Source organism: Streptomyces sp. NPDC096048, assembly GCF_044763415.1.
Classification (GTDB): Bacteria; Actinomycetota; Actinomycetes; order Streptomycetales; family Streptomycetaceae; genus Streptomyces.
On the sequence record NZ_JBIWGG010000004.1, the window covers coordinates 86256 to 103994 of the forward strand.

The window sequence follows — 17739 nt, forward strand, 5'->3', positions numbered from 1 at the left end:
CGGGTGTGCGGCGGACGGGGAAGGAGCCGGCGGAGCGTGAGCGAACTTCTGGGTGTGGCGGTCCTGGGCGCGGGGCACATGGGCGCCGATCACGTACGGCGCCTCGACCGGGTGGTGAACGGCGCCAGGGTCGCCGCGGTGGCGGATCCCGACGCCGAGCGGGCGAAGGAGGCCGTGGGCGGGATCGACGGGGTCGTCGTGCACCCGGACGTCGAGGCCGCGCTGGACGCGCCGGGCGTGGAGGCCGTCCTGGTCGCCTCGCCGGGCGAGGTGCACGAGGATGCGCTGCTGGCCGCCTTCGCGCGGGGACTGCCGGTGCTGTGCGAGAAACCGCTGGCGCCGGACTCCGCGGGAGCGCTGCGCGTGGTGGAGGCGGAGGCGCGGCTGGGCCGGAGGCTGGCGCAGGTCGGGTTCATGCGGCGGTACGACGCCGAGTACCGGCGGCTGAAGTCGCTGCTGGACGGCGGGCGGCTGGGCCGGCCGTTGATGCTGCACTGCGTCCACCGCAACGTGTCCTCTCCGCCGCACTTCACCTCCGCGATGCTGGTCACCAGCTCCGTCTCGCACGAGATCGACGCGGCCCGCTGGCTGCTCGGGCAGGAGCTGACCGCGGTGACCGTGCTCCGGCCGCGCCCGTCGGCGGGCGCGCCCGAGGGCCTGCTCGATCCGCAGTTCGTGCTCTTCGAGACCGACGGGGGCGCGCTGGTCGACGTGGAGGTCTTCGTCAACTGCGGTTTCGGTTACGAGGTGCGCTGCGAGGCCGTCTGCGAGGCGGGCAGCGCCCGGATCGGGGAGGCGCACACCATGGTGGTGACGGCGGCGGGCGGTGCCCGGGAGGAGGTGCCGCAGGACTACCTCGTACGATTCGCCGAAGCCTATGACCGCGAGGTGCAGAGCTGGGTCGACGCCACCCGGCGGGGCAGGGTCACCGGGCCGGGTACCTGGGACGGGTACGCCGCCGCCGCGGTCGCCGAGGCCGGCGTGCGGTCCCTGGAGACGGGAGCCCGCACACCCGTCGACCTAGCACCCCGCCCGGCACCGCTCGACCCGTCGTAGAACCCGCCGCAGAACAAGGGTCCGACGAACACCAGAACGACGACGGCGCCAGGCCCTGACACCCTTCAAGTCCCGTAGGGCTCCTACGACTTGGCGTTCGGCTCGCGTACGCCGTTCACGTGCCGAAGTCACTCCGGGAAGACTGTGGCATATGCCCGGAGCACCACCGTATCGTGTGTCGCCAAATCCCTTACGGGGCGTCGCGGGCTGTGCAACAGTCGTAACGGTCCTTCCGCCAGCCTCGTCCCCGCCTCGGTCGTACCGTCTGCACATCGGAGTGCGTCATGTCGTCCCATCTCTCCGCGGACCACCCGGCCGCCCAGCCACCGGGACACGACTCGGTCGAGGCCCTGATATCGCAGGCCCGGCGACTGCGGGGCGACGTGGACGCGGTACGACGGGACAGCCAGGACGAGGGAACGGGCCCCCACGGACGCTGGCAGCGCGCCCTGTACGATCTGGCGCTGCACCAACTCAGCGACATCGACGCACACTTGGCACAGCTCCGGGACGGCCCGGCACCCGCCCCACGACCCGGTTCGCTGCTCAGCCGGGTCGGCAGCGCGGAGTGGAACCTGCTGACGGACGAGGCCGAGTGGTCCGGTGAGCTCTTCCAGATCCTCGGCCGCGACCCCGCCACCGCCCCGCTGAGCCTCGACGAACTCCCGTCCCTGGTACTCGCCGAGGACCGGCCGAAACTGACCGCGATGGTCACGGACTGCCTGGTCGACGCGCGGCCCATCGACGGCGAGTTCCGCGTCGTGCGCCCCGACGACACCGTGCGTACCGTGCACATGATGGGCGAGCCCGTGCTCGACGCCGACGGCAGCACCGCCTCGATGTGGGCGGTACTGCGGGACGTCAGCGAACTGCGCCGCAGCCAGCGGGCGGTGAGCGAGACCCGTGACTCGCTCCGACGCCGGCCGCTGCCCGCGGACACCGGGCAACGGGCCGCGGTCGAACCGCGGGAAGCCGTGCCGCCGCCCTGGCACGGCCTCCTGCGGTTCCCGCACCAGGGACGGCCGGGCCTGGACCTGGCCGCCGGGTACCTGCCGTCGACGGCCCACTCGGCCGGGTCCGGCGCCTGGTACGACGCGTGCCCGATCGCCGGCGACGAGACCCTGCTCAGCGTCGGCGACCTCGTCGTCCCGGGCGCCGAAGCGGCGCAGGGCCCGGCGACGCTGATCGGTGCCCTGCGCGGCCTGGCGATGGCGGGTGTCCGGCCCGCGCACCTCCAGGACCGACTCGACCGGTTACTCGAGACCACCGCCCTGCCGCCCGTGCGCTCCGCCCTGTACTGCGCCTACCGGCCCCGCACCCGCGCCCTTGCGTGGGCGCACGCCGGACACCCCGTCCCGCTGCTGTTCCGCGAAGGGACGGGGCGCGCACTGGCCGGGCAGGCCGAGACGACCCTCGAACCGGGTGACCTGTTACTCCTGCACACCGGCGAACTCGTACCGGCAGACGTGCGTCGACTCCCCTCCCTCGCCGCACGTCTGGCCGAGGTGGGCTCGGCTCAGGACGGCGTACGGATCGTGACGGAGGAGTTCGACGGGTTCCCGCGCCAGGCGGACGCCTGCGTGCTGGTGGCCCGGGTGGCGCCTTAGTCAACGCGCCGCGCCCTACGCCGGAGCGGTGTCGCTCCCCTTCCCCTTGGGCGACCTGGTGGGCGATTTGCTCTTGGGCAGCGCCAGTTCGATCTCCTCCCGCAACTCCTGGATCTTGGGGTATCCGGCGTACTGGGCGGTGAGCCGGTACATCTGACGCAGTCGGTCCCAGGTCCGCTGGGAGGAGTTGGACCCCATCGACACCAGGGCGAGCCGCGCGTAACGGTCCGCCTGCTCCGGGTCGTCGGCGATGAAACAGGCGGAGGCCATGGACAGATAGTCGAAGATCTTCGACCGCTGACGGCCGTCGACCCGCAGGGCCAGCGCCTTCTCCGCGTAGTACTGCGCGTGCGCGGCGGCACCCGGCTCGAAGTCGGCGAGGGTCCGGTAGGCCAGGGCCTGCATGCCGAGCAGGTCCTCCTCCTTGAACGTCTGCATCCAGTCCGGCGGCGGCACGTCCGCCTTGTCGGAGACGAAGAGGTCCTCGGCCCGTCCCAGGGTGCGGCGCATCGCCTGGCCCTTGCCCATGGAGGCCTGTGCCCAGGCCTCGATGGTGTACAGCATCGCCTGGGTACGCGGCAGCACCTCTTCGCCCGAACCGGACTTGGCGAGCTTCATCAGGTCGAGCGCGTCGTCGGGCCGGCCCAGGTGGACCATCTGGCGGGCCGCCCGGGAGAGCGCCTCGCCGGCCCGGGGCCGGTCGCCACCCTCGCGCGCGGCGTGCGCGGCGATGACGAAGTACTTCTGGGCGGTGGGTTCCAGGCCGACGTCGTGCGACATCCAGCCCGCGAGGACGGCGAGGTTGGCGGCGACGCCCCACAGACGCCGCTGGAGATGGGGTGGGTGGTGGTAGGCGAGCATGCCGCCCACCTCGTTGAGCTGGCCCACCACGGCCTTGCGCTGGAGCCCGCCACCACGGGCGGCGTCCCAGGCGCGGAACACCTCGACCGAGCGCTCGAGTTCCTCCACCTCCTGCGACCCGATGGGGGCGGCCTCGTAGCGGTCGAACCCGGCGGGGTCGGCGTGCAGGGGTTGGCGGAGGTCGGGAGCGTCGGCAGCCAGGGCCGGGTCGGTGTGCAGCCAGTCGTGCATGGCGCTGCTGAGTGCGGATCCCGCGGCGAGCGCGGCGCCCGCGCCCACCAAGCCGCGTCGGTTGAGCATGAGGTCCATTCCCGTGAATTCGGTGAGGACCGCCGCAGTCCGCTCGGGCGCCCACGGCACACCGTCGGGATGCTCCTCGCTCCCGCCGCCCTGCCGTTTCCCCGCACGCCCGTGCCGGACCAGACCGAGGTCCTCCATGGTCACGACACGGCCGAGACGCTCTGTGAAAAGAACCGCCAGCACCCGCGGCACCGGATCACGCGGGATCTCTCCCATGTCGATCCATCTCCGCACCCGCGAGGTGTCGGTCGCCAGCTGGGGGTGGCCCATGGCCGCCGCCTGCCGGTTCACCAGCCTCGCGAGCTCGCCCTTGGACCAGCCGGCCAGGCCGAACAGGTCCGACAGGCGGGTGTTGGGTTCTTTGCTCACGTCAAGCCCCCAGGTTCTCGGCTGAGTTGACAGTAGCCCCGTGCGGGTTGCCGGGCGACTATTCGCCACCGTTCGCCAGGGTGCGCCAGATGGTGTGCCACGGGCGGCCGGGTGTCAGGTAGGAATGCGCCACCCCGACCCGGCCGCCGTGGGGTTACTCCCCAGGGTGGCCCCAGGCGGCCGGGCGGGTAGCGCGACGGCTTTCAGGAGGCGTGGCCTTCCGAACCGGGTCTTCCGGACCGGATTTCCCGGGTCGGATTTCCCGGGTCGGAAGACCCGGATCGGTTCTTCCGGATCGACCGGACGGGCACCGCACTTCAGGCAGGCACAGCAGGCACACGAAGGGATCTGTCTCGCCCATGTACGCAGCATCGTCCTCCGTGTCCGCCCCGCAGCGTTCGCTGCACCCCCGTCCGGCGGCGGGCGGCGGCCCCTATCTCGCCCCCGCGCGGTCGGCGGCCCCGGTGCTCGGGGCCGGCAGGGCGCGGCGCGGCGCGGGCCCCGGCACGCAGCCGCTCAGTGGAAGAATCGACCTGTCCGGCCCTCAGGGCACCCAACTGCGCGCGGCGATCGCCTCCGTGCACCGGATCTGCCCGGAGTTCGCCCCGGTCCAGGTGCTGCGCCGCAGCGGGCGCTCCGTGCTCCTGGTCGGTACGACCGGACGCAGCACGGCGGTGGCCAAGTGTTTACTGGACCACTCCCCCGCGTGGGCGGAGCGGATCCGGCACGAGATAGGGGCATACCGCTCGTTCGTCCGGCACCGCCCTCCAGTGCGGGTGCCGAGGCTGATCGCGGCGGATCCGGACAACTGCACGCTGGTGATCGAGCGGATGCCGGGGCGGGTGGCGGCGCTGCAGCGGCACCCGCTGGAAGCCCCGCCGCGGGCGGACATCAGGGCGGCACTCGGCGCGATCTGCCGGCTCAACGCCTGGCGGCCGCCCGCGGGCACCTTCGACGCCCCGCTGGACTACGCGGCGCGGATCTCCCGGTACCACGAGCTGGGGCTGCTCACCGACCGGGACCTGGGCGACCTGCAGAAGCTGCTGCACGGCATCGCCCATGCGGGCGGACGCCAGGGGATGGGGCAGTTCTGTCACGGCGACGCGCTGCTGTCCAACATCCTCATGTCACCGGCCGGTCCAGTGCTGGTGGACTGGGAGCACGCGGGCTGGTATCTCCCCGGCTACGACCTGGCGACCCTGTGGGCGGTCCTCGGTGACGCCCCGGTGGCCCGCCGTCAGATCAGTCAGATCGCCCAGTCGGCGGGGACGGCCGCGCGTGACGCGTTCCTGGTCAACCTGATGCTCGTGCTGACCCGGGAGATCCGTACGTACGAGACGGCCGTGCAGCGTTCGATGCACGAAACGGTCCCGGCACCACCGGCGGCTGCCCACCCGGGCGCCGCGCCGACCGGCGAGGAACAGCGGCTGCTGCTGCGCCGGCTGCACGACGACTGCCAGCTGGCCCGCCGGGCCGTGCGTGCGGCGGTCGGTACGCGCTGACACCGAAAAGGGAGATCCGCGGTGTGCCCTTCGGGGCGCACCGCGGATTTCGTGTGCCCGGAAACTCCCGTGGCCATTGGTGTACGCCACTGACGCCCCGCAGGCCCGTGCGCCGCCGCCGCGAAACTCGCCCGACCCCCTGCTGACGTGGGAAATCGCCGTGACGACGGCATGATTGACGGATCGTCGGACCGCCGGGTACCACTGACCCACGCCCGGCCCCGCACGCCCCGCCACGCCCCACTGCCACAGGAGGCCGCTTTGCGAGGTTCCCCCGTCGTGCCCGCCCTGGCCACCGCGGCGCTGCTGCTGCCGCTGCTCGGCGCGGCATCGCCGGCCGCCGGCCCCTCCGACGCCCCGCCCGCCCCCGACCACCTGCAGCGGGCGTTCGCCACCGCGGCGGCCGAGTACCAGGTGCCGCAGAGCGTCCTGCTCGGCGTCTCCTACCTCCAGTCCCGCTGGGACTCGCACGGCGGTGCGCCGAGCGTGACCGGCGGCTACGGCCCGCTGCACCTCACCGACGCGCGCACGGCACTGGCCGGGGCGTCGCACCACAGCGAGGGCACCGAGGACCCGCGCGGCGACGACGCCCGCGCCCCGCTGCACCCGACGGCCACCGCCACGCCGCCCGCCGACCTGCCGGCCCGGCTGACCACGCTGCCGAAGGCGGCCGAACTGACCGGGCTGAGCCCCGACGAGCTGCGTGAGGACCCGGCGGCGAACGTGTCCGGCGGTGCCGCGCTGCTCGCCGCGGCCCAGCGGGAACTCGGTGAGCCGCTCAGCACGGACCCGGCGGACTGGTACGGGGCGGTGGCCCGCTTCTCGGGCGCGGAGGACTCCGCGACGGCTGCGGCGTACGCGAACGACGTGTACGAGGTGATCCGCGCGGGCGAGCACCGGACCACGGACGCCGGGCAGCGCGTCACCCTGGCCGCCCGGCCCGACGTGGCCCCCGACGTCTCGCGGCTCGCGGGCGCGGGCCTGCGCACCGCCTCGGCCGCCGGCACCGAGTGCCCGAAGACGGTGTCCTGCGAGTGGATCCCGGCACCGTACGAGGAGTTCGGCGACGGCGACTACGGCAACCACGACCTGGGGAACCGGCCCGCCTCCCAGCGCATCCGGTACATCGTCGTGCACGACACGGAGGGTGCCTGGAACGGGGTCCTCAACATGGTTCAGGACCCGACCTACGTCTCCTGGAACTACACGCTGCGCTCCACCGACGGCCACATCGCCCAGCACGTGAAGGCCAAGGACGTGGCCTGGCACGCGGGCAACTGGTACGTGAACGCGAAGTCGATCGGCCTGGAGCACGAGGGCTTCCTGGCGGACCCGGACGCCTGGTACACGGAGGCGATGTACCGCTCATCGGCGCGGCTGGTGAAGTACCTGGCCAAGAAGTACGACATCCCGCTGGACCGGCAGCACGTCCTCGGCCACGGCAACGTCCCCGGCACCACCACCGCGACGATCCCGGGCATGCACACCGACCCGGGCCCGTACTGGGACTGGCGGCACTACTTCCAGCTGCTCGGCCGCCCCTTCGAGCCCACCGCCGGCAAGAAGTCCGGCCTGGTGACGATCCGCCCCGACTACGCCGCCAACCGACCCGAGTACACCGGCTGCGAGACGAAGGGCGAGCCCTGCGCGCCGCACGGCTCCAGCGAGGTGCGGCTGTACTCCGACCACGACGTGAACGCGCCTCTGATCAGGGACATCGGCCTGGGCACCACCCCGACGACCGGGGTGAACGACCTGTCCTCCCGGGTCTCCACGGGCCAGCAGTACGCGGTGGCCGACCGGTGGGGCGACTGGACGGCCATCTGGTACCTGGGGCAGAAGGCCTGGTTCCACAACCCGGGGAAGAACCCGGCGGCGGTGCCCGCCTCGGGCCGGGTGATCACTCCGAGGGAGGGCCTGGAAAGCGTCCCGGTGTACGGGCGCGCGTATCCGGAGAAGGCCGCCTACCCGGCGGACGTGCCCGCGCAGGCCGTGTCGCCGCTGCCGTACCGGCTGCCGAAGGGGCAGAAGTACGTGGTCGGTGAGAAGGTGCCCGGCGAGTACTACTACGCCGTCACCTTCGACGAGGCCTCCCACCGGGTGGTGACCGGTGAGGAGTACTACGAGATCCAGTACGGCCACCGGGTCGCGTACGTGCGCGCCGCCGACGTCACGCTCGCGACCGCGAGGTAGCCGCCGGGTCAGCCCTGCTGGAAAAGCTCCGCCGGGAGCGGCTTCAGCAGGGCGTACAGGTCGTCGGTGATGGGCCGGTCCCAGGCGGCGATGGTCACCAGGACACCGTCGCTGCGGTCGAACTGCACGCAGGAGATCCGGCCCTCGGAGAGCTTGAGGCGGCGCACGATGAGCAGGTTGTCGCCCTGCATCACCGGTACGTCCTCGGCGCCGACGACGGTGATCTCCTCGTCGTTCTCCAGCGCGAGGAGCAGCTGGGCCACCTCGAACGGGATCTCCCCCTCGGGGACCTCGCGGGCCGGGGAGCCGGTCGGCAGGTTGCCGATGATCATCGCGGGGCCGCGACCGCCGAAGAGGTCGTAGCGCAGGAAGACGCCCTGGCAGCTGCCGTCGGGCGCGGGCAGCAGGCCGGCGCCCAGGTTCCCGGGCCAGTCGCCCGGGTCCATGGCCAGTACGTCGAAGTCGGGCCCGGCGGGCGTGGCGCTGCGGCGGCGGAGGAACGACATGCCGCCATGGTACGTGGCCCGAGCCCGCGAACGGCGTGCGGGCGAGAGCCCCGCCGGGCTACGCGGTCCGCTTGTGCCGTTCGTGGTGGCGGGCCACCCGGGCCCGGTTGCCGCAGGACGGCTTGCACCACTCCTGGCGGGGGTGCTCCTTGAGGAAGTAGCGCACACAGCGCGGTGCGTGGCAGGCCCGCAGCCGCGGCCGGTCGGGCCCCGTGAGGAAGCCGATCACCGCCCGCGCGAGGGCGGCGGCGAGATCGGGCCGACCACGGTGCGCGGGCTCCGCGCGTACGACGGGTCCGGTGCCGTCGGTCCAGACCAGGACGGGAACGGTGGGGGTGCGGGCGGCTGCCTCGTTCAGGCGCCGTACGGCGTCGGGGACGGGGAGCAGCCGGGCGGCGTCGGCGGAGCTGGGCTGGCCGGGGCGCACGGCGCGGGCGAAGAGGGCGCGGGCGGCGGCGCGTACCTCGCGGGCGGCGGCCAGGGCGGGCTCGTCCGCGGTGAAGCCGTCGGCGTCCGGCACGGTGTCGGGGTGCGCCCGCACCCAGGTGGTGAGCCCCGCGAGGTCGCTCAGGTCGTCGGCGACCCCGCCGGTCCCGTCGTGCCGGACGGTCGAAGCGAGGTCGAGGGCGATCCGGGTGTCCCTGCTGAGCGAGTCCTGCATGGGGCCGATGATAGACACGCCCGGTTCCGCCGGAGGCCGGGACGCGTGCGCCTCGGACGCCGGGCGCGTGGGACGCCCCCGCGTGCGCAGGCGGCGGAATCGTTCCCCGGTCACGCGTGGGCCGACGCCCGGTCCCGGCGGTCCCGCCGCAACGCCGACGCGGCGACGGCCGACGGCAAGCGGCCCGCGGCCGGTACACGCGACGGCCGTCCGCAGGCGAGGCCGGACGTCCGAAGGGCGGGGCTCCCGTCCTTCGGACGGAGCCGGGTGCCGCCTCCGGCGTCGGCGTCGGTGCGTACGGGCCCGGGCCCTCACTCCTCCGGCGGAGCCGGTGGCACCACCGCGACCGGGGACACCGCGTGCAGCAGGACGGCGTGGGTGACCGAGCCCATCATGCGGGCCGGGGCCAGCAGGCGCCGGCGATGGCGGCCGACGACGACCAGTTCGGCGTCGCGGGAAGCGGCGACGAGGTGGCCGGCGGCGTCGCCGGGCACGGCGTACGGTTCGGCACGGACGTCGGGGTGGCGTTCCCGGTAAGGGGCGAGGAAACCGTCGGCCAGGACCCGGGTCTCGCTCTCGATGGAGACCTCGTCGATCACCGGTGGCATGATCTGTCCGGCGGCGGCCCAGGTCTGCACCGGCCACGGGTAGGCGGCGACCACCTGGAGGCGGGCGCCGCGCAGCGCGGCCTCGGCGAAGGCGAAGGACAGACTGGCGTCGTCGGGGCTGTCCACGTGCAGGCCGAGGACGACCCGGGGGCCGGATTCGCCCGGTGCCTCGCCGTGGACCTCGCGTCCGGGGCGGGGCACGACGACGACGGGGCACTCGGCGTCGCGGGCTGCGGCCAGGCCGTTGGAGCCGAGCAGCAGGCTCGCGAAGCCCCCGCGGCCCCTCGACCCGAGCACCATCAGCTGGGCGTCGGCACCCAGTTCCGGCAGCACGGCGCCCGGTACGCCCTCCATGCCGACGTACTCCGTCGCCGCCGCGAAGGCCCGCCCCCGCAGGTGCGCGCGGGCCTGGTCGAGCACCGGGTCCTCGCCGGTGTCCGGCGGGCCCGCGACCAGGACGTCGGTCTGCGCCCAGGCGGCGTACTGGCGCACGTGCACCACCCGCAGACGCGCCTCGCGCCGGTGGGCAGCCTCGAGGGCCCAGTCCAGGGCGCGCAGGCTGTCGTCCGAACCGTCGACCGCCGCGATGACCGGCAGGGTGGTGCTCATGGGTTCCTCACCTCCGGAGTACGACCGTTCCCCCTCCTGGCGTCAGCCTCGCTCAGGCGTCGGCCACGAAGGAGCACTCACGGTCGCGTGTCCGGAAAATCGGGCGGAACACTCCCGGATCGGCCGGACGTGTCCCGGCCCGGCCCACCTCCCGGGGAGCGATCTCACGTGAGGTCGAACTCCCCTTCCCGCGCTCCCGACACGAACGCGCCCCATTCCGCGGGGGTGAAGATCAGGGAGGGACCTTCCGGGCTGCCGCTGTTCCGCATGGCGATGAACCCCTCGACAAAGGCGATCTGTACATCCCCCAGGCCTCGGCTGCTGGACTGCCACTGCGCCTTGCTGAGATCCAGCTCCGGCTTGTCCCAGCCCATGAGCGGGCGCTGTTGGGTGGTGCTCTCGGCCACGTCCGTGCTCCTCCCGATTTCGTCGTCCGCGGTCAGCCTAGCGATCGGGTCCGAGCGCCGACAGGCCACGTGACGGGTGCCTTTCGGAAGATCGGCGCCGCGGTTCCCACCCGTCACACGCGCCGGTGGTGCCCCGGTGGCCTCAGCCCTGTGCCAGGAACGCGACGACACGCCGTACGAACCACCGCGGATCGTCCAGCCACGGATAGTGCCCGGCGCCCGGCTGGACGGCCACCTCGGCGTGCGGGAAGACGTCGGCGCAGCGGCGGGCGAGCGCCGGCCGGGGGCCGCCGTCCAGCTCACCGGCGAGGACGAGGACCCGGGCGGCGCAGCGCGCGAGGGCGGCGCGGGTGGCGGGCGGGTCGAAGGCGTCCGGGGCCAGGTGGAGGTCGCCGGCCTCGTCGTTGCTCTCCTGGTCGGCGCGTGCGTCGTGGGCGCGGGCCGCGTCGTCCCAGCGGCCGAAGAAGAAGGGGGCGGACACGGGGTCGAAGTCGCCGGACCCGGCGAGCCACGACCGGAAGGCGTCGAACGCCTCCTCGAACCAGGGCTCGTCCTTCCGCAGCAGAGCCGCGGCCAGCCGGTCCTCGGCCGTCGCGGGCATGCCCAGCGCCCAGGGGGTCGCGGTGATCAGGGCGAGGCGGGTCACGCGTGCCGGGTACCGGGCGGCGTACAGCATGGCGAGGCTGCCGCCCGCGGAGTGCGCGAGTACGTCCACGCGGTCGAGGCCGAGGTGGACGCGGAGGGCCTCGACGTCCTCCACGACCCGGTCGCAGCGGTACGTCGCCGGGTCCGCGGGTACCGCTGAGTCGCCGGTGCCGCGCAGGTCGAGGAGGACCAGCCTGCGGTGGGCCGCCAGGCCACCCAGGTCGCCCAGGTAGGCGGAGGCCCGCATGGGGCCGCCCGGCAGGACGACCAGCGGGGCGCCGTCTCCCCGGACGTGGTAGGCGAGTTCGGTCCCGTCGTACGAGCTGAGCGTCGGCATGGAGCCGATCTTCGGCGCCCGCCGCTTCGGCCGCAACGCCGTTGCCGCCGGGTCAGGAACCGGCGAACCGGTCCCGCAGTTCCCGTTTGAGGATCTTCCCGCTGGCGTTGCGCGGCAGCGCGTCCACGAACCTGACCCGCTTGGGTGCCTTGAACGCGGTGAGCCTCTCGCGGGCGTGGGCGATCAGTTCGTCCTCCGTGACCTCGCCGCGCGGGACGACGACCGCCGTGACGGCCTCGATCCACCGCTCGTCGGGCAGGCCGATCACGGCGGCCTCGGCGACGGCCTCGTGGGTGTAGAGGGCGTCCTCGACCTGGCGGGAGGCGACCAGTACGCCGCCGGAGTTGATGACGTCCTTCACGCGGTCGACGATGGTGAAGTAGCCGTCCGCGTCCCGCACGGCGAGGTCGCCGGAGTGGAACCAGCCGTCGCGGAAGGCCGCTTCGGTCTCCTCGGGTTCGTCCCAGTAGCCGTCGCACAACTGCGGGGAGCGGTAGACGACTTCGCCGGGTGTGCCGTCGGGCACGTCGTTGCCGTCCTCGTCGAGGACGCGTGCGTCGACGAACAGCACGGGCCGGCCGCAGGAGTCCATCCGGCCCTCGTGCTCGTCCGGGCCGAGGACGGTGGCGAGGGGGCCGATCTCGCTCTGTCCGAAGCAGTTGTAGAAGGCCAGGCGCGGGAGGCGTTCACGCAGTCGCTCCAGGACGGGCACCGGCATGATCGACGCCCCGTAGTAGGCCTTGCGCAGGCCGCCGAGGTCGCGGGTGGCGAAGTCGGCGCGGCCCGCGAGGCCGATCCACACGGTGGGCGGCGCGAACAGGCTGTCCACGCGTCCGGCCTCGACCAGGTCGAGGAGCCGGTCGCCGTCGGGTGCGTCCAGGACGATGTTGGTCGCGCCGACGGCGAGGTAGGGCAGCAGGAAGACGTGCATCTGCGCCGAGTGGTAGAGGGGCAGCGCGTGCACGGGGCGGTCGCCCGCGCCGAGGTCGAGGGCGGTGATGGCGCTCAGGTACTCGTGCACCAGCGCCCGGTGGGTCATCATCGCGCCCTTGGGCAGTGCGGTGGTGCCCGAGGTGTAGAGCAGTTGCACCAGGTCCTCGGCGCCCGGCTCGGGGCCGTCGTACGCGGGTGCCGCGGCCATCCGGGCGAGCAGCGAGTCGGCGGCGTCGCGCAGCGGCAGCGTGCGCACACCGCCGGGGAGCCGGCCGGCGAGGTCCGGGTCGGCGAGGACCAGGGTGCTGCCGGACTGGCCGACGATGTAGGCGAGGTCGTCCCCGGTCAGGTTCTGGTTGACCGGGACGTGCACCAGGCCCGCGCGGGCGCAGGCGAGGAAGGCGATCAGGTAGGCGTCGGAGTTGTGTCCGTAGGCGCCGACCCGGTCCCCCGGGGACAGTCCCTGCTCCAGCAGGACGCTCGCCGCGCGGGAGACGGCGCTGTCGAGTTCGTCGTACGTCCAGGAGCGGTCGCGGTACTCCACCGCGACGCGTGCCGGAGTGCGCCGGGCACTGCGCCGCAGCACCCCGTCGACCGTGCTGCCGTGTCCGGGCGTCAGCGTCATGACATGATCCTCGGCCGGTCGGCTGGGCGGGTCAAGACGTGTGCGCGCGGCGCCGGAAGCGACTGGTGTCATGCCACTGACACGTACACATACCCGCTGGTACGCTCAGCCGCCCCTTCCTCCGAAGACGTCGGGAGGCACGATGCGCACACGCCTGAGACGGCTCGCCGTCACGGCCGTCGCCCTGCTCACCGCCGCCACCACGCTGCCGGCCGCCGCGGCCGAACGGTCCGGTGACCGGCACGAGCGCCCGTCCCACGGCGGGTTGTCCGCCGTCATCCGCTACACCGAGTACGGCATCCCGCACATCGTCGCCAAGGATTACGCGAACCTCGGCTTCGGCACGGGCTGGGCCCAGGCCGCGGACCAGGTGTGCACACTGGCCGACGGTTTCGTGACCGTGCGCGGCGAACGCTCCCGGTACTTCGGCGCCGACGCGGGGTCCGACCCCGCGCTCTCGTCGGCCGCCACGAACCTCTCCAGCGACCTGTACTTCCGGGGAGTGCGCCGGGCGGGCACGGTGGAGAAGTTGCTCGCCGAGCCCGCGCCGCGCGGTCCCAGCCGGGACTCGAAGGAGCTGATGCGGGGCTTCGCCGCCGGCTACAACGCCTGGCTCAAGCAGAACCGGATCACCGACCCGGCTTGCCGGGATGCCTCCTGGGTGCGGCCGGTGACCTCGCTGGACGTGGCCGTGCGCGGCTTCGCCCTGGCCGTGCTCGGCGGTCAGGGACGGGCCGTGGACGGCATCACGGCCGCCCGGCCGCCGGCCGGGAACACCGGGGCGACCCCGGAGGGGAAGCCCCGAGCGGACGCGACCGCGCGCGCCGCCCGGGAGCTGTTCGCCGCCGACAACGCCGACATGGGCTCCAACGCCGTCGCCTTCGGCGGACGCACCACCGCGAACGGCCGCGGGCTGCTGCTGGGCAACCCGCACTACCCGTGGCACGGCGGACGCCGCTTCTGGCAGTCGCAGCAGACGATCCCCGGACGGCTCAACGTCGCCGGAGGTTCTCTGCTCGGCACCACGACGGTGTCCATAGGCCACAACGCGCACGTCGCCTGGAGCCACACCGTCGCCACCGGCGTCACCCTCAACCTCCACCAGCTGACGCTGGATCCGGCCGACCCGACGGTCTACCTGGTGGACGGCAGGCGCGAGCGGATGACGAAACGGTCCGTCACCGTCCCGGTGAAGAACGGCGCTCCGGTGACGAAGACCCAGTGGTGGACCCGGTACGGTCCGGTGGTGACGTCGCTCGGCGCCTCGGTGCCCCTGCCGTGGACCACGACGACGGCGTACGCGCTGAACGACCCGAACTCCGTCAACATGCGCGCCTCCGACACCGCGCTCGGCTTCGGCAAGGCCCGCGGCACGGACGACGTACTGGACTCGCTGCGCCGCACACAGGGGCTGCCGTGGACGAACACGATCGCCGCCGACTCACGCGGCCGCACGCTGTTCACCCAGTCACAGGTGCTGCCGCGCATCACCGACGAACTGGCCGAGCGCTGCTCCACACCGCTCGGCAAGGCCACCTACCCGTCGTCGGGGCTCGCGGTGCTGGACGGCTCGCGCGGCGACTGCGCGCTGGGCCGTGACCGGGACGCCGTACAGCCGGGGATCTTCGGCCCGGACCGGATGCCGACGCTCGAGGACGCGCCGTACGCGGAGAACTCCAACGACAGCGCCTGGCTGACCAACGCGGACCGGCCGCTGACCGGCTACGAGCGGGTCTTCGGCACCGTCGGCACCCAGCGGTCGTTGCGGACGCGGGGCGCCGTCGAGGACGTGGCGGCCATGGCGGACCGGGGCGAGCTGACCGTGCGGGACCTGCAGCGGCAGCAGTTCGCCAACCGCGCGCCCGCCGGCGACCTGGTCGCGGCCGACGCGGCACGGGCCTGCGCCGCACTGCCGGACGGCATCGCCACGGACAGCGACGGCACCGCCGTCGACGTCCGGGAGGCCTGCGGTGTGCTCGCCGGATGGGACCGCACCGTCGACACCGACAGCCGCGGCGCGCTGCTCTTCGACCGGTTCTGGCGCGGGCTCACCAAGTCGGTACCGGCGGGGCGGCTGTGGAAGGTGCCGTTCTCGCCCGCTGACCCGGTCACCACCCCGAACACGCTCGACACCGACGTGCCGGGCTTCGCCACCGCCCTCGCGGACGCCGTCACCGAACTACGGGCGGCGGACATACCGCTCGACGCGCCGCTCGGAGAACACCAGTTCGTCGTGCGGGGCGGCAAGCGCCTCCCGGTGGGCGGCGGCACGGAGTCGCTGGGCATCTGGAACAAGATCGAGCCCGTGTGGGACCCGGCCCGCGGCGGCTACACCGAGGTGACCACCGGTTCCAGCTACATCCAGGCCGTGGGCTGGGACGGGAGCCGGTGCCCGGTGGCCCGTACGCTCCTGACCTACTCCCAGTCCTCCAACCCCGCCTCGCGGCACTACACGGACCAGACCCGGCTGTTCTCCGGCGAGAAGTGGGTGACGTCCCGCTTCTGCGAGCGTGACATCTGGACGTCACCCGACCTCCGGGTGGTCCGGGTACGCGAACGCTGAGCCGCACCACACCGCCCCAGGACCCGCCCGGCGCCGTGCCGGGCGGGTCCGACGGTTCGTCAACTCCGCCCGCCCCATTGACACGACCCGTCACTGACAGGAAAGTTTCACTCCGCACGGCGATCCAGGAAAGATACTTTCAGTTTCGACGGCGGGAGGCTCTTCGATGGCCGGACAGGCGACGAGCGGATTCACACGGCGTCGACTGGGCGCCGGCGCACTGGCCCTGGGCGGTGCCCTGGCCATCGCCCCGTTCGCGGCCGGGCCGGCCGAGGCCGTCGCGGACAAGGACCGCCGCCCCACCCTGCGGCGCGGCCCCGCCGAGCGCGCCGGCCTGCTCCCCGGCCATCTGCGCCAGCTCGTCACCGACGCCGAGACGTTTCTCGGTCCCTCCCCCGAGCATCCGTGGTACGCGGGCGCCGTGCTGCTCGCCGGCCGGGGCGGCACGGTGGCGCTGCACGAACCGATCGGCATGGCGGTGCGCTACCGGGCGTACGACGAGGAGACCGACACCGGTGTCGAGTTCCCGGCCGGGCAGCAGATCCCGATGGCCCGGGACACGGTGTTCGACCTCGCCTCGATCTCCAAGCTGTTCACCTCGATCCTCGCCGTGCAGCAGCTGGAACGGGGTGCGCTGGAGCTGGAGGCCCCGGTCGCCTCGTACCTGCCGGGCTTCGGGCGCGCCGGGAAGCAGGACATGACGGTGCGGCAGCTGCTGACGCACACCTCCGGCTTCCGGGCGTGGATCCCGCTCTACAAGGCGCCCACCTACGAGGAGAAGGTCCGACTCGTCTACGACGAGGAGCCGGTGAGCACGCCCGGCACGGCGTACCTCTACTCGGACCTGAACATGATCTCGCTCCAGCTGGTGCTGGAGAAGGTCACCGGCCGCGCCCTGGACGTCCTGCTGCGCGACGAGATCACCGCCCCGCTCGGCCTCGACCGCACCCGCTACAACCCGCCCGCCTCCTGGAGACCCCGGATCGCGGCCACGGAGGACGCCCGGCTGCCCTGGTCCGGCCTCGACCGCGGACTGGTGTGGGGCGAGGTGCACGACGAGAACGCCTTCAGCCTCGGCGGCGTCGCCGGCCACGCCGGGGTCTTCTCCTGCGCGTGGGACCTGGCGGTGCTCGGCCGTACGCTGCTCAACGGCGGCTCCTACGGCCGGGCTCGCATCCTGCGGCCGGAGTCGGTGGAGCTGATGTTCACCGACTTCAACACCGACTTCCCGGGGGACGAGCACGGGCTCGGCTTCGAGCTGTACCAGCACTGGTACATGGGCGCCATGGCCACCCCGCGCACGGCCGGGCACACCGGCTTCACGGGCACCTCGCTGGTGCTCGACCCGACGACCGACTCGTTCCTGGTGGTGCTGGGCAACTCGGTGCACCCGGTGCGTGGTTGGCGCTCGGGATCGGCGCCCAGAGTCGCGGCCGGCACCCACATGGCGCGGGCCGTGCCGGTCCGTCCCGCGCACGGACGTACGGCGTGGTTCTCCGGGACGGCGAGTTCCTCGACCGCCACGCTCACGCTGCCCGCGCTGGACACCTCCGGTGGCGGGGCGCGGCTGCGCTGCTCGCTGTGGTGGGACACCGAGCCGGGGTCGGACGCGCTCGTGCTGGAGGCGACGACCGACGGCGGCACCACCTGGCAGCCGGTCCCGTTCGCCACCACGCGCCGCGGTGAGACGCCGCGGGAGCACCCGGCGGGTTCGGCCACCGGCTGGTCGGGCCGCGTCTGGCACCGGCTGACGGCGGACCTCCCGGCCGCCCGCGGACTCACGCTGCGCTGGCAGTACACGACCGACCAGCTGTACGTGGGCCGCGGGGCGTACGTCGACGGGCTGCGCGCCGAGGCGGCCGGCGACGTCCTGTTCCACGACGCGCGCCCTGCGGACGCGGCGCGGATCAAGGCGGTGGGGTGGACGGCGTCGGCCGACTAGGCGCGCGTTCGCGCC

The 17739-nt window shown here is 73.3% G+C and carries 13 protein-coding genes; 6 read left to right on the forward strand and 7 right to left on the reverse strand.

Translation table 11 applies throughout. The features are described 5' to 3' along the window. Positions 1-36 precede the first annotated feature (36 nt). On the forward strand, positions 37-1056 hold the full coding sequence (locus ACIQ6R_RS11460; RefSeq protein WP_404185652.1) for a Gfo/Idh/MocA family protein: 1020 nt from the start codon (positions 37-39) through the stop codon (positions 1054-1056). A gap of 284 nt (positions 1057-1340) precedes the next feature. Then, positions 1341-2663 (forward strand): PP2C family protein-serine/threonine phosphatase, encoded by a 1323-nt coding sequence (locus tag ACIQ6R_RS11465; protein ID WP_404220441.1) that lies wholly within the window; start codon positions 1341-1343, stop codon positions 2661-2663. Positions 2664-2678: 15 nt separating this feature from the next. Here ACIQ6R_RS11465 and ACIQ6R_RS11470 read toward each other — a convergent pair whose 3' ends face one another. Beyond that, the gene (locus tag ACIQ6R_RS11470; RefSeq protein ID WP_404185646.1) at positions 2679-4193 is read right to left on the reverse strand and encodes a hypothetical protein; all 1515 of its coding nucleotides are present in this window, start codon (positions 4191-4193) and stop codon (positions 2679-2681) included. A 359-nt stretch (positions 4194-4552) separates the two neighbouring features. Between ACIQ6R_RS11470 and ACIQ6R_RS11475 the strand changes: the two genes are divergently transcribed. Both ACIQ6R_RS11475 and ACIQ6R_RS11480 read left to right on the forward strand, forming a co-directional pair. Next, positions 4553-5695: an aminoglycoside phosphotransferase family protein gene (locus tag ACIQ6R_RS11475; protein ID WP_404185643.1), complete on the forward strand. Its 1143-nt coding sequence runs from the start codon at positions 4553-4555 to the stop codon at positions 5693-5695. Positions 5696-5974: 279 nt separating this feature from the next. Next, positions 5975-7888: an N-acetylmuramoyl-L-alanine amidase gene (locus ACIQ6R_RS11480; protein ID WP_404221334.1), complete on the forward strand. Its 1914-nt coding sequence runs from the start codon at positions 5975-5977 to the stop codon at positions 7886-7888. Positions 7889-7896: 8 nt separating this feature from the next. On the opposite strand, the gene ACIQ6R_RS11485 is transcribed toward ACIQ6R_RS11480, so the two are convergent. The 6 genes from ACIQ6R_RS11485 to ACIQ6R_RS11510 form a co-directional block, all read right to left on the reverse strand. Next, positions 7897-8394 carry a hypothetical protein gene (locus ACIQ6R_RS11485; protein ID WP_386310957.1) on the reverse strand — a complete coding sequence of 166 codons (498 nt, stop codon included), beginning with the start codon at positions 8392-8394 and terminating at the stop codon, positions 7897-7899. A 58-nt stretch (positions 8395-8452) separates the two neighbouring features. Continuing rightward, positions 8453-9055 (reverse strand): CGNR zinc finger domain-containing protein, encoded by a 603-nt coding sequence (locus ACIQ6R_RS11490; protein WP_404185640.1) that lies wholly within the window; start codon positions 9053-9055, stop codon positions 8453-8455. A gap of 311 nt (positions 9056-9366) precedes the next feature. Continuing rightward, complete coding sequence (locus ACIQ6R_RS11495) at positions 9367-10272, reverse strand: universal stress protein (RefSeq protein WP_404220444.1); 906 nt, start codon at positions 10270-10272, stop codon at positions 9367-9369. 164 nt (positions 10273-10436) lie between these two features. Beyond that, positions 10437-10679 (reverse strand): DUF397 domain-containing protein, encoded by a 243-nt coding sequence (locus tag ACIQ6R_RS11500; RefSeq protein ID WP_404220446.1) that lies wholly within the window; start codon positions 10677-10679, stop codon positions 10437-10439. A gap of 142 nt (positions 10680-10821) precedes the next feature. After that, a complete protein-coding gene (locus ACIQ6R_RS11505) occupies positions 10822-11661 on the reverse strand; it encodes an alpha/beta fold hydrolase (protein WP_404220448.1) in 840 nt (279 codons plus the stop codon). A gap of 52 nt (positions 11662-11713) precedes the next feature. Then, complete coding sequence (locus ACIQ6R_RS11510) at positions 11714-13219, reverse strand: acyl-CoA synthetase (RefSeq protein ID WP_404220450.1); 1506 nt, start codon at positions 13217-13219, stop codon at positions 11714-11716. A 142-nt stretch (positions 13220-13361) separates the two neighbouring features. Between ACIQ6R_RS11510 and ACIQ6R_RS11515 the strand changes: the two genes are divergently transcribed. Both ACIQ6R_RS11515 and ACIQ6R_RS11520 read left to right on the forward strand, forming a co-directional pair. Next, positions 13362-15782: a penicillin acylase family protein gene (locus tag ACIQ6R_RS11515; protein WP_404220452.1), complete on the forward strand. Its 2421-nt coding sequence runs from the start codon at positions 13362-13364 to the stop codon at positions 15780-15782. 166 nt (positions 15783-15948) lie between these two features. Next, positions 15949-17724: a serine hydrolase gene (locus ACIQ6R_RS11520; protein ID WP_404220454.1), complete on the forward strand. Its 1776-nt coding sequence runs from the start codon at positions 15949-15951 to the stop codon at positions 17722-17724. The last annotated feature ends 15 nt before the right edge of the window (positions 17725-17739 follow it).

Bases quoted from the DNA above. Each gene is read 5' to 3' on its own strand.
- ACIQ6R_RS11475 (WP_404185643.1), top strand. From the start codon at position 4,553: ATGTACGCAGCATCGTCCTCCGTGTCCGCCCCGCAGCGTTCGCTGCAC.
- ACIQ6R_RS11520 (WP_404220454.1), top strand. From the start codon at position 15,949: ATGGCCGGACAGGCGACGAGCGGATTCACACGGCGTCGACTGGGCGCC.
- ACIQ6R_RS11465 (WP_404220441.1), top strand. From the start codon at position 1,341: ATGTCGTCCCATCTCTCCGCGGACCACCCGGCCGCCCAGCCACCGGGA.
- ACIQ6R_RS11485 (WP_386310957.1), bottom strand. From the start codon at position 8,394: ATGTCGTTCCTCCGCCGCCGCAGCGCCACGCCCGCCGGGCCCGACTTC.
- ACIQ6R_RS11495 (WP_404220444.1), bottom strand. From the start codon at position 10,272: ATGAGCACCACCCTGCCGGTCATCGCGGCGGTCGACGGTTCGGACGAC.
- ACIQ6R_RS11505 (WP_404220448.1), bottom strand. From the start codon at position 11,661: ATGCCGACGCTCAGCTCGTACGACGGGACCGAACTCGCCTACCACGTC.
- ACIQ6R_RS11490 (WP_404185640.1), bottom strand. From the start codon at position 9,055: ATGCAGGACTCGCTCAGCAGGGACACCCGGATCGCCCTCGACCTCGCT.
- ACIQ6R_RS11510 (WP_404220450.1), bottom strand. From the start codon at position 13,219: ATGACGCTGACGCCCGGACACGGCAGCACGGTCGACGGGGTGCTGCGG.
- ACIQ6R_RS11515 (WP_404220452.1), top strand. From the start codon at position 13,362: ATGCGCACACGCCTGAGACGGCTCGCCGTCACGGCCGTCGCCCTGCTC.